Annotated in this window: 10 protein-coding genes and 4 pseudogenes; 4 read left to right on the top strand and 10 right to left on the bottom strand. The window is 67.7% G+C overall.

Annotation, left to right across the window (positions count from 1 at the left end):
• Positions 1-51 precede the first annotated feature (51 nt).
• Positions 52-513, top strand: coding sequence for a GNAT family N-acetyltransferase (locus P8A20_RS07805; protein ID WP_187282071.1), 462 nt, complete (start codon positions 52-54; stop codon positions 511-513).
• A 276-nt stretch (positions 514-789) separates the two neighbouring features.
• Here the strand turns inward: P8A20_RS07805 and P8A20_RS07800 are convergent, their stop codons facing one another.
• The 9 genes and pseudogenes from P8A20_RS07800 to P8A20_RS07765 form a co-directional block, all read right to left on the bottom strand.
• Positions 790-1,554: an enoyl-CoA hydratase/isomerase family protein gene (locus tag P8A20_RS07800; RefSeq protein WP_147958281.1), complete on the bottom strand. Its 765-nt coding sequence runs from the start codon at positions 1,552-1,554 to the stop codon at positions 790-792.
• A gap of 78 nt (positions 1,555-1,632) precedes the next feature.
• Positions 1,633-2,886, bottom strand: a complete 1,254-nt coding sequence (locus P8A20_RS07795; protein ID WP_147958280.1) for a cytochrome P450 — start codon at positions 2,884-2,886, stop codon at positions 1,633-1,635.
• A gap of 101 nt (positions 2,887-2,987) precedes the next feature.
• Entirely contained in the window at positions 2,988-4,349 is a 1,362-nt protein-coding gene (locus P8A20_RS07790; protein WP_147958279.1) for a cytochrome P450, read from the bottom strand.
• A gap of 13 nt (positions 4,350-4,362) precedes the next feature.
• The gene (locus P8A20_RS07785) at positions 4,363-4,953 is read right to left on the bottom strand and encodes a GTP-binding protein (protein ID WP_147958278.1); all 591 of its coding nucleotides are present in this window, start codon (positions 4,951-4,953) and stop codon (positions 4,363-4,365) included.
• Positions 4,928-5,308, bottom strand: a complete 381-nt coding sequence (locus tag P8A20_RS07780) for a DUF742 domain-containing protein (RefSeq protein WP_306103199.1) — start codon at positions 5,306-5,308, stop codon at positions 4,928-4,930. The genes P8A20_RS07785 and P8A20_RS07780 overlap by 26 nt, the downstream gene beginning before the upstream one ends.
• On the bottom strand, positions 5,305-5,715 hold the full coding sequence (locus P8A20_RS07775) for a roadblock/LC7 domain-containing protein (RefSeq protein ID WP_147958276.1): 411 nt from the start codon (positions 5,713-5,715) through the stop codon (positions 5,305-5,307). Before P8A20_RS07775 ends, P8A20_RS07780 begins: the two co-directional genes overlap by 4 nt.
• Positions 5,712-6,878: an ATP-binding protein gene (locus P8A20_RS07770; protein ID WP_147958275.1), complete on the bottom strand. Its 1,167-nt coding sequence runs from the start codon at positions 6,876-6,878 to the stop codon at positions 5,712-5,714. Before P8A20_RS07770 ends, P8A20_RS07775 begins: the two co-directional genes overlap by 4 nt.
• Positions 6,879-7,884: 1,006 nt before the next feature.
• A pseudogene (locus P8A20_RS38665) lies at positions 7,885-8,028 on the bottom strand (SsgA family sporulation/cell division regulator); the annotation flags it as partial.
• A 30-nt stretch (positions 8,029-8,058) separates the two neighbouring features.
• Entirely contained in the window at positions 8,059-8,583 is a 525-nt protein-coding gene (locus P8A20_RS07765; protein WP_147958274.1) for a GNAT family N-acetyltransferase, read from the bottom strand.
• A gap of 72 nt (positions 8,584-8,655) precedes the next feature.
• Here P8A20_RS07765 and P8A20_RS07760 point away from each other — a divergent pair.
• A pseudogene (locus P8A20_RS07760) lies at positions 8,656-9,251 on the top strand (TetR/AcrR family transcriptional regulator).
• A 684-nt stretch (positions 9,252-9,935) separates the two neighbouring features.
• Here P8A20_RS07760 and P8A20_RS07755 read toward each other — a convergent pair.
• Positions 9,936-10,037 (bottom strand): annotated as a pseudogene (locus P8A20_RS07755) (RICIN domain-containing protein); the annotation flags it as partial.
• Between P8A20_RS07755 and P8A20_RS07750 the strand changes: the two are divergent.
• Positions 10,038-10,611: pseudogene (locus P8A20_RS07750) on the top strand (non-reducing end alpha-L-arabinofuranosidase family hydrolase); the annotation flags it as partial.
• Between the two features lie 737 nt (positions 10,612-11,348).
• The gene (locus P8A20_RS07745; RefSeq protein ID WP_306103198.1) at positions 11,349-11,552 is read left to right on the top strand and encodes a DUF5999 family protein; all 204 of its coding nucleotides are present in this window, start codon (positions 11,349-11,351) and stop codon (positions 11,550-11,552) included.
• The last annotated feature ends 94 nt before the right edge of the window (positions 11,553-11,646 follow it).

The following is an 11,646-nucleotide window of genomic DNA, read 5'->3' as shown; positions in this document are numbered from 1 at the left end:
CGGACGTCTGCCACCCGGGATTGTCAGTGGCGGGTGGCAGACTCCGTCGGCATGACTGAACAGGTGTGTCTCAGAGACGTGGTCCAGGCCGATCTGGAGGTGTTCCTCGCGCAGGAACACGACCCGGAGTCCGTACGCCGGTCGAACTTCCCGCCCCGCGAACGCGAGGCATTCATGAAGCACTGGACGACGAGGGTGCTGGGGGACCCGTCCAACCTCGTGCGTGCCGTCACCGTCGACGGAGAGCTCGCCGGCAACCTGGTGGCGTGGTGGGAAGAGGACCGGCGCTTCATCGGGTACTGGCTCGGCCGGCAGTACTGGGGCCGGGGCATCGGAACACGCGCGCTGGCGCTCTTCCTGGAGGAGGAGACCAACCGCCCGCTGTACGCCGACCCGTTCGGGGAGAACACCGGGTCGGTCCGGCTGCTGGAGAAGCACGGCTTCCGTAGCAGCGGGACGGTCATGCACGGCGAGCACGAGCACATCATGCTGGTGCTGCGGAAGGACGGCTGACCGAAGCCCGGAGCCCCTCGCACGGGGGTGCGCCCCGGGCGACGTCCATCGGTTCGCGGAGGATCCGGCGGACCGGGCCTGACCCGGTCCGCGGGCAGGGGCAGGCCATGGACCCGTCGCGCGACGCCGATCCCGGACCGTCGGAGAGCCAGGACCAGCGCACCGCAGGTGTCAGGGCGCCCCGGGGCGCCCGTCGCCGACCCGTTCCTGACCGTCCCCGTACCTGACCGGCCCGGCGCCCGATCGGCCCCGCGCCCGGGCCCGATGAGGCGCGGGTCAGCGGCGCCGGGCGGCCTGGGCCGCGGCGACGGAGGCGGTCAGCAGCTCGGCGTCGAACAGCGTGGCCTCGCCGAGGCGGTGGGCTCCGGCATAGGAGTTCAGCATGGCCTTCGTGCTGCGCAGGGCCGAGGGGGAGCGGCGCAGCAGCGGCTTGGTCCAGCGGTCGACGGTGGCGTCGAGCTGGTCCTCCGGAACGACCTTGTGCAGGATGGCCAGTTCGGCGGCCCGATCGGCGTCGAACCTGTCGGCGGTGAGCAGCAGCTCCCGGATCCGGGCGGCCCCTGTCTCGTACAGCATCCGGGCGGTGATCCCACCCCAGGCCGGGGGCACGCCGAGGCCCAGCTCCGGTATCCGGTAGTGACTGGTGTCCGCTCCGACGCGCAGATCGCAGAAGACCGCGAGTCCCAGTCCCGCGCCCACGACGCCGCCGTGCAGCCGCGCGATGGTGACGACTCCGGTGTTCGCCAGCAGGTCGCACATCCGGCGCGCCTTGTTGGCGAGCGCGCGCATGCTCGCGTTGCCGGTCTCCGGGGAGAGCAGTGCGGGGAATTCGGTGCGGTCCCCGCCGAGGCAGAAGTCGTCGCCCGCGCCGGAGAGAACCAGGACGCGGATGGCGGGATGGTCGTCCAGTGCGCCGAGGACGGCGAGGAGTTCGTCCAGGAGCAGTCCGGATATCGCGTTTCCGGTCTCCGGACTGTTCAACCGGACTCTCACCACCGCGTCGTCGTGCTCGACGTGCAGGGCCTTGAGATCATCGATCATTTTTCTTGAATCCTGACGGACGGTTTGTTTTGGGGACTGGGCACGATGAAACGATTCTTCTCTTCGGTGCGGCCCGGTTCAGGCCGGAGTCACCATGAGGTGGTTGAGCCGGCGGAACGAAACCCGGGGCTCCCAGGCGGGCGGTTCGCTCATCCGCAGCCGGGGCAGCCGCCTGAGCATCGATTTCAGCAGCAGACCGGCTTCCAGCCGTGCCAGCGGGGCACCGAGGCAGTAGTGGATTCCGCTGCCGAAACCGAAATGGGGCGGCTTGCGGCGGACGTCGAAGTTCTCGGGGTCCTTGTACTGCCGCGGATCGTGCTGGGCCGCCCCCACCATCAGCTGCACCATCTCGCCCTCGCGGACCAGTGTGCCGCCCAGCGTGATGTCGTGCGGCGCCGTCCTGCTGATCGCGTGGATCGCCGGGTCGTAGCGCAGGGTCTCGTCGACCACGTGCGGGATGTACTCGGGGTGGGTGCGCAGCCGCTCCAGCTGCTCGGGGTGTTCCAGCAGCAGCCGGACCATGCTGGACAGCAGGTGCTCCGTGGTCTCCAGGGCTGCGACGATCACGAAGACCGCCATGGAGTGCGCCTCGGCGTCGGCCTTCTCCCGGTCCGGTTCCAGCGTGTCCCAGGTCGCTATCCAGGAGGAGACCGGGTCGTCCCCCGGCCTCGCGCGACGCTCCCGCACCAGCGCGGTGAAGTACTCCTGGAGCCCGCGGGCCGCCGCGTCCGCCCGCGCGAGCTGGCTGGGGGTGGGGAAGAATTCCTGACTGAGCGTCTGGTCATTGGTCAGCGACCTCAGCCGGGGATAGTCGCCTGACGGAAGATTCAGCCATTCCCCGATCGATCGGACGGGCAGCTCGTCGGCGACCAGGGAATTGAAGTCCGCAGGACCCTTGAGTAGCTCGTCCTCGAAGGCGTCGAGCACCTTCTCGACGTTCTTCGCTATCGAAATCTCTATTTCCGCAAGCTTTGTCCGGTCGAACATGTTGCCCGCCGAACGCCGCACTTTCGTATGGCGGGGCGGATTGAGCATGGGAAGCGATTTCGCCGTTTGCAGTGAGGCCGGCCTGTTCCAGCGCGCGGCGTTGGCCTGACCGGACCTCCACTGGGTATCGGGCACTTTCCACGTTCTGCTCCGCATGACCTCGTCGCAGAGCGCGTACGAGGTGACGAGGTGTCCGCCCCAGGGGGAGGGGAAGATATCCCCGAGCTCCCTCAGTTCCGCGTAGAGGGGCCGGGGATTCGACTGGCCTTTCCCGGTGCGCAGCCGGGAGAAAAGAGAGGCCACGGTGCGGCGGTCGACGGTCGCGGTCGGCAGGGTGGGTTCCACGAGAATCTTTCTCTCAAAGGATCACGTAAGGTTTCCAGCCCTGACTACCCCTCGGGTGGAACACCCATGCGACCGCGACCGCCCATGTGGTGTGGTGGATGTCACCCCTTCCACCAGGAGAGAAAGCCGCTCCAGAAAGTCCCCTTTCTGGCCTGTTGCTGTTGTTCGCCCACCGGATTCGCCGGTGCGGAACGGACATCGGCCGAGAAGCGCGCGGCGGCCGAACTCTCCCCTCGTACCGGGGTGAACCGGGCAGGCAACGATGTCAGCGCGCGGTGCAGCGGGCCCGGCCGCCACGTCAGCGATTCGACAGGGACGCTCAGTTCGATGTCCGGCAGCTTGTTGAGGAGCTTCTCGATCGTCAGGATCGAGATCAGCAGCGCCGGGTCCTTCGCGGGGCACGCGTGCGGGCCCGCACCCCAGGCCAGATGGGCGCGCTTGCTGAGTGTCTGACGGTTCGTGGAGAGGCTCGGATCGCTGTTGGCGGCCGCGAAGCTGATGAGGACCGGGTCCCCGGCGTTCAGCCGCGTCCCGGAGAGCTCGACGTCGCGCACCGGATAGTGGCCCGCCCAGTTGGCTATCGGCGGGTTGTTCCAGAGCACGTCGTTGATGGCGTCCTCGACCAGCAGGCTCCCGCCGTACTGGTCGCCCGCGTACTTCTCGTCGGACAGCAGGAGCCGCAGCGCGTTGCCGATGAGGTTCTGGGTGGGCTCGGCGCCGCCTCCGATCAGCGTCATGATCTCGGAGATCAGTTCCTCGTCCGTCAGGCGGCCCGGGTGCTGCATCAGCCAGGAGGTGACGTCCTCACCGGGCTGGGCGCGCTTCAGGGCGATCAGCTCCATCAGCGTCTCGGTCAGCAGGGCGATGGCCTTGTCCGCCTCGACGCCGTCCATCAGGCAGGAGATGCTGAAGACCAACTGGTCACCCAGCTCCGCGGGGCAGCCGAAGAGCTCGTTGAAGACCAGCAGCGGCACCAACTGGGCGTAGTCGGCGACCAGGTCGACCCGGCCCCGGCCGTTGAACTGGCTGATGAGGTAGTCGGCGACCCGGTCGACGTGCCGGCTCAGCCGGTGCGTGTCGATCCGGGCGAACGTCTCCGTCACGACCTGGCGGTGCCTCATGTGCGCCGCGCCGTCGGAGTAGAGCGAGTTCGGCCGGTACAGCATCATGGGGACGATCGCGCTGTCCAGGGGGACCTCCCCCGCGTTGAGCGCGCGCCAGCGCCGGGCGTCGCGGACGAAGGTGTCCGGATTCTGCAGGACGTGCAGCGCCGCCGCGTAGTCCGTGACCAGCGAGGCGTGCACACCGGGCGACAACTCGACGGGTGCTGCGGGGCCGAACGTGCGCAGGTACTCGTAGAAGCCGTCCGGATCGGCGGCGAACTCGGGGCCGTACAGGGGAACGCCGCTGCCGTGAGCGGGGCAGCCCGGCGGCGGGACGGGGAAGTCCGAGGGGGATTGCATGGGGGTCGAGCTCCTAGGTGAGGCGTGACTGGAGGTAGCGGACGAGCGTGATCAGCGCGTTCGCCGAGGAACGCTGATCGCGGGCGTCGCAGCTGACGAGAGGCGTCTCGGGCAGCAGGTCGAGTGCCTCCCGGATCTCCTCGTCCGCGTGATCGGGGCGGTCACCGAAGCGGTTCACGGCGATGGTGTAAGGAATCCCGTAGTGCTCGACCAGGTCCATCACGGGGAAGGACTCGTCGAGGCGCTCCGGGTCCACCAGCACCAGTGCCCCGAGCGCGCCGCGTGACATGTCCTCCCAGACCTGTACGAACCGCTGCTGCCCCGGGGTCCCGAAGAGGTAGAGCACCAGCTCCTCACTGAGGGTGAGCCGGCCGAAGTCCATCGCGACCGTGGTCGTGGTCTTGCCGGTCGTGCCCTTGAGGTCGTCGATCCCCTCGCCCGCCCGCGTCATCACCTCTTCGGTGCGCAGCGGCGGAATCTCGGACATCGTTCCGATGAACGTGGTCTTGCCCACGGCGAAGTGCCCGACCACGAGAATCTTCGCTGCAATCTGCACCGATTCCCGGAGATAGACACCGTCATCCAAATCGGGCTTGAAGGCCATGCAGCACCTGCTCCAATATGTTCCGGTCGACGAGCTTCGCGGCGGGGATCGGGGCCCGCGTGACGAGGTACCCACCCTGGGTGAGATCGGACAGCAGAATCTTGACGACGCCTACCGGGAACTGGGTGTGCCCGGCGATCTCGGCCACCGACAGGTGCCCCCCGGAGCACAGCTCCAGAAGACGCCGTTTCTCGGGGTCGAGATGCTGTATGGCCGGTGAGTCCTGAGCGGTCGTCACCAGAGTGATCAGCGAGAGTGTGTCGTCGTCCAGCAGACTGCGGCCGTTGGTGATGACATAGGCCGGGACTAAGGGGGTGGCGGGCTGTTCCTGTTCCGGCTCGTCCGGTGTCGTCATGCCTTGGTGTCGGCAATCTCGCGAGGGGGTGTGGTCAGGGCTTTGCCGAGCTGTCCGACGAGCTGCTGCATGCGGAACGTGATCTCGGCCATGTCGACGTCGGGCGTCGCGGAGACCGCGAGATAGGCGCCCTCACCGGCGGAGATGAGGAAGACCCAGCCGTGGTCGAACTCCACCAGGGTCTGGCGCCACTGCCGGTGCCGGCTTGCCGGTGTCCCGCAGAAGTCGACCACCGTCCGGCTCAGCGACTGGATTCCGCTCATGGCGGCGGCGACGGTGTCGGCCTGGTCCTTGCCGACGTCCTTCGAGCGCGCCATGAGAAGACCGTCGGCGGACACGAGGAGGGCGTGCTGCGCCTCGGGCACTTCCAGGGCACTGTCAAGCATCCATGACAGGTCGTAATTCACTGATTCTCAGGCCCTTCGCTGCTTGCGTTGGTGGAACGGCGGCCGGACTGTGTCCCGCGCTGGAACGCGCCCATGACGGAAGCGGCCTGTTCGCTGGAACGAACCGGTACGTCCGGTGAGTCGACGGCGGGGACGATGGACATCGCTCCTCTGCGCCGGCGTTTGGGCAGACCGCCGAGGGTGGTCGGGGGGGCCACCGGGCTCTCCTCGGGCGGCATCGAGGGGGGTACGGCCACCGTGGGGAACTCCTTGGGCTCGGGCTTGTACTCGGGCCTGGGCTCGGGCTCGGGCTCGGGCGCCTGGACTGTCGTGAGGAGGTCCTCCGGGAGCAGCACGACCGCTCGCACGCCGCCGTAGGGGGAGGTCGAGTCCACGGAGACGGTGAAGCCGTACCTGGCGGCGAGGACGCCGATCACGGTGAACCCGAACTGCGGCGGGTTCCCCAGCCCGGAGACACCGGGGGCGCCCTCGCTCGAAAGGAGCTTCGCGGCCCGGTCCTTCTCCTCCTCGTTCATGCCGACACCGGCGTCGTCGACGATGATGCAGACGCCCTTGGGCACGGGGCGGATGTTGATCTCGATCATCGTTTCCGGCGCGGAGTAGCTGGTCGCGTTGTCCAGCAGTTCGGCCAGGGTCAGCGCGACCGGTTCGACGGCGCGGCTGACGATCGCGAAGTTCGTCTGGGCCCGGATCTCCACACGGGTGAAGTAGCGGATGCGCCCCTTCGCGCTCCTGACCACGTCATAGAGCGACGCGGCGGCACGCTGCCTGCCGAGCCACCCGTCGCAGAGCACGGCGATGGACTGCGCGCGCCGGGCGAACTGCGAGTTCATGTGGTCGATGTCGAGCAGGTCCTGGAGAATCTGGAGTTCCCCGTACTTCTCCTGCAGCTTCGTGATCGCCAACTGCTGCTCGCCCGCGAGGCCCTGAAGCGTACGCATGGCCGACTTCAGCGCGGTCTTCGTCGCTTCCTCGGCCCGGTCCTTGGCCTCTTCGACGGCCTCGGCGTAGTGATTTTCGAGATTCGCGTAGTGAGTCTTCAGCTCCTCCTTCTCTCTGCGTAGCTCGGATATCTTCTTCCTGCCGCGCAATATCGCGATGGCCGCGACAGGAATGCCGGCGATCAGGATCCAGAAAGCTGGATCCTCGAGGTATGGCGTCATAAGGCTCTCTTCGGGCGACTGGGCCACCGGATACTCGATATCTGGCGGGTGCTGTCGAGTACGTCCCCGGTCACAGGTGTCCTGCGGCCACAGATATGTGGGATCGGTCGCGCATGCTCGCCCGGCCGGACAGCCTCGAAAGGCTTGGCTGATGGCATAGGTCTCCCCCGGGGGATGGCGGATTTCTGGGCCGATGCGCTGACTTCCTGTGATGCCATAGCGGGTTCTGCGCCGCTTGGCAAGCTCTGTGATCGTATCACCACGGGGTGATCGGATCATGAGCCGATCTGTTCCTTTTCGGGCACCTGACGGCTATTCAGCAACGTTGCCTGATTAGGGGATTTGGTGAGCGTTGAGGATCGCTGGGATGCGGCGCGGGTCCGGGGTGTTGCCTGTTTATCGGGCGAATCATCCCCTCGGTCGCACCCAGGGGCATCTGCCAGGGGCATGGTCGTGAGGAATTGGTGCGGAACCGGTGCGGATGTGGCGGCCCCGGCAACCGGACGCCCTCCGGCCCGGCGAAAGCCCCCCGTCGCCCCGCCGTTGTGTCGAGGGCGTCGAGCCGCGCGGCAGCCTTCCGGGCGGCCTGCGGGTTCGCGAACCCGAGAGCGAAGGATGCGCGAGAACACGGCTCGAGCCTCCGTCGGGCGGCTCATCCCGAGCGGCGTCGCGCCCAGGCGGTAAAGATCCCGATTCCGCTGGCCGGCGTCGCCACTCCTGCCGACGATTTCGACGACTGTGCGCAGATGGAGAACTGCCTCTTCCGGCTCAGGGGCCTGACGGAAGGCATGCGCAGCCGCTTTGTTGTGGCATTCGCGCCGGTGCGACGGTGAAGCGCCGACGCTCGACAAGACATCGTGGTTCGCGTGAGCACGAAAGACCCAGGCTCGGTCGCTCCGTCCGACGAGGCGCGCGAGCTCGCCGTCGAGGCCGATGTGGTGCCTTCGGTCCTCGGAGCCACCGGATCGTAGGGCCTGAGAGGGAACGTCTTCACCGGCGACGCGGAGATGTCCAGCAGCGCTGCGCCGGCGGCCGACCGCAGGACGATCCCTATGGTGTCGGGCAGGCGTCCACGCCGGGGGAGTGGCAGGACGTCGCCGGCGCCGGTCGGCCGCCGCGTTCCCTCGGTGAGCGGATCATGGGCGAACACCCCTGCACGGCTCCGGCTTCGGATTCGTACTCATCCTGCTGGGGTGGCCTGGAGGTCGAGGCTCCAGGTCTGGCCGACGAGGTCGTGGCCGAATCCCCGGTAGGGCTCCTCCTCGGTAAGGACGAACCCGAAGTGCTGGTAGATCTTGCGCGCCGACACCAGGTTGTCGGTGGTCCACAGCTTCACGCGTCTGAAGTCGGCTGCGCGGGCGAAGGCCAGGGCCTCCTCGACCAGGCGGGTGCCCATGCCGAGGCCGCGGGCGCTCGGGGTGACGAGCAGGACACGCAGCTTGGCCGTTCCCGGGTGGTCGTCGGCCACGAGCATCACGCAGCCCGCCCGCTCGCCGTCGACTTCTGCGATCCAGGCCGCGTCTGTTGCCGGAGACGGCTCTGTCGCGTAGTCGGCGACGATCCGGGCGACCAGGGTCTCGAAATCCGTACTCCAGCCGAACTGCTTTTCGTACAGCTCGCCATGGGCCATGACCATCCAGCCCAGATCGCCCGGGCGATCGGCGCGGCGAATCACGATCTGCCGTTGGCGGGCTCCGTCCGGCATGACAACTCTCCGTAGTCATTCGATTCGCGCAGGCTACTGACACGAGCGTGTCAGTAGCTTTGGGCTAGGGCCATGCCCTCGCGATCCGCAAATCCGTCCGCGCGCCAGACCGAGCTGCTCGAAGCCGCCTACGAGTACTCCCTCCTCCACGGTCTGAACGATCTGTCCCTGCGCCCGCTCGCCGAGGCGATCGGTTCGAGTACCCGCGTGCTGATGTTCCTGTTCGGGAACAAGGACGGACTCGTGCGGGCGCTGCTCGAGCGAGCCCGCGCGGAAGAACTGGCGCTCCTGGACGGGCTCAGCCGGCCCGAGCAGCCCGTTGGTCTCGCCGCTGCGGCGCAAGGGGTGTGGGAGTGGCTCGCCGCCGACGAGCACCGTCCGCTGCTGCGCTTGTGGGCCGAGGCCTACGCCCGCTCTCTCGTGGATCCCGACGGCCCTTGGGCGGATTCGCCAGGAGCGCTGTGGAGGACTGGCTCGAGGTGCTTGCCGGCTGCCAACCGCAGGCCGAGCGGGAGACCGAGGAGGGCGCCGTCCGCCGCACACTGACGCTGGCCGTACTGCGCGGGGCGCTGCTGGACCTGCTCGCGACCGGTGACGAGGGCAGAGTGACAGCCGCTGTCCGTCAGCAGCTGGCCCTTCTGCACGGCGTGGGGCATCGCTGCGATTGACCGCCGGGGTGGATCGGGCCATCCAGAAGCCTTGCGCTGCTGGTGCCGTATCGGGCGGCGTAGGAACTGCTGCTCACGGCCTCGCGAAGGCGTTCGTCGGCAGCGCTCTTGTCCCGCCGGAGGATGTCGCGTGCGGGGAGCAGATGATCATGATGCGTCGGGATGCGGTCGATCCTCACGTCGTCGGCCGCCGGCCAGATACCGAATCGTCGGCACCGAGGCCCCCGTCGGTTGCGGACCCACCCGCTGTTGTCGCGGCTGCATCGAGTCGTACCTGTGCGGACCGGCGATCAGGCATCTGATGTGAGCTGCGCCCATTCGTCTTCGAATGTCGCCGTTCCCCTGTCCCGGTGTGAACCACACAGCCCATGACAGGTGGGATCCCGACCACGGTCGCGACACGAAGGCGCCTTCGCCCCTGTCCCGCATGGACAGAGGCGAAGGCGTTTTCCGGCGTGCCCGCCGGATGAGGCGGGCGGCGAAGTTGTGTGCGCCACCCGCGAATCGGCAGGACCCGCTGCCCGGGCCAGCCGCTTGGCTGGGCCAGGACCGCGCAGGTGGGAGGTGCTGCGGCGACGGTAGGTAGGACCCTCGGCCTACGCCCTCCGGGAATCATCCTGGAGACGGTGAGAAACCGCATCGCAGGCCGTCATCGGTTCGCCCCTTCGTCTGTGGCAGGTCCCGTCAGGTGAGGGTCCAGCGCTGGTTGCTGCCGTTCGAGCAGGAGTAGAGCTGGATCCGGGTGCCGTTGGCGGTGCTGTTCCCGACGGCGTCGAGGCAGAGGCCCCGAACGGCTGGTCATCCCCGCAGGTGCTCTTCTCCGGAAGCATCCCCGACTCCGGAACAGGACCCATCGACCAGACGCTCATCGGTGACGGGACGAGCATGTACCTGTTCTTCGCCGGCGACAACAGCAAGATCTACCGGGCCGGCATGCCGATCGGGAACTTCCCGGGCAGCTTCGGCACGACCTCGACAGTGATCATGAGCGATACGACGAACAACCTGTTCGAAGCCCCGCAGGTCTACAAGCTGCAGGGCCAGAACCGCTACCTCATGATCGTCGAGGCGATCGGCTCGCAGGGTCGCTACTTCCGCTCGTTCACGGCAAGCAGTCTGAACGGCGCGTGGACACCTCAGACCGCGACCGAGACCAACCCCTTCGCCGGCAAGGCCAACAGTGGCGCCGCCTGGACCAACGACATCAGCCACGGCGAACTGATCCGCACCAGCTCCGACCAGACCATGACCGGTGGATCCCTGCAACCTGCAGTTGCTCTACCAGGGGCGCAGCCCCAACTCCGGTGGCGACTACGGCCTCCTGCCCTACCGTCCTGGTCTGCTGACACTGCAGCGCTGACGACGTGACACATGTCCGGCTCCGGGACGGGGCCGGCGCGGCGGGCTCGGCGGACGGCCGAGCCCCGGGTGCTGGCTGTGGCGTCTACACGCTGCCCTGGAAGCGCCGCGGCTGGGGGGAGGTCGAGCGACTGATCCGAGGCGGCTTCGCGGACGGCGTGATCGGAGCTGGGTGAGCGGTCCAAGGCATTCATTCACGTCGTGATCCCCGAGGAGCTGTCCGGTCCGACTTGAAGGCGACCGTTGCGGTGGATGGATGCGAAGGGCTGGGGCTGGAGACAGGCCGGCGCTCAGGTTCTCCTCGTCGTCACCGTGTTCGCAGTGCTCGTCACCGTCTACCAATCCGCCTGATCGGAGGGCCGTTTTGACGTTCGAGGGATACACCGACCAGGCAACACACTTCCTGCCGCTCCGTGAGGTGGGACTCGACCTTTGCATCGTGCCTGCAGGTGACCCGCAGGGCGCGGCATGACCGCGATCAAAGAGACCTGCGCGTGCAGTGGTCGTCTCACCCGGATCCCTGCTTCGTCGTCGAGTGGAGGAGAAGCCACTCACGCTCGAGGGCGACCGCACTGCCACCACCCTGGGGCGCTTCGACGGCTACAGCGCAGCAGCCATAGCGGCCTTCATGGGGCGGTGCCACAAGTCCCCCTCTTCGGCCGTGCCCGAACCGTGTTCCCCCACGGCACCGTAGCTGGCCGAAGAGGGCCCAACTTCCCACCCGAGAGGACGAGCACCATGTGTGCGCACAACCCGCCGTGCCCCACGGCCATGGCGCCCGACAGGGAGGCCGCGCGACCCGTCGCGCACCACCCTGAGCAGGGCTGGAGCCTGCTGTGCAACAGAGTGCTTGTCTTCGAGGACACCGGAGAACTCCTCCCCGACGGCCGTATCGTCGCCCCCCACCGGCCGCTCGCGCTCACGGTCGGAAGCGCGGCATGACGATCACCGCAGCCGACCTGGTCGTTCCGTACATCACCGCCCGTGAAGGCGAAGAGGCGGACTCCCTCCTCAACCTGAACGTACGCATCGGTCC

This window comes from Streptomyces sp. Alt3, from assembly GCF_030719215.1.
Classification (GTDB): Bacteria; Actinomycetota; Actinomycetes; order Streptomycetales; family Streptomycetaceae; genus Streptomyces; species Streptomyces glycanivorans.
Note: the sequence above shows the minus strand (reverse complement) of the source record. Positions and strands in the feature narration are given on the sequence as shown.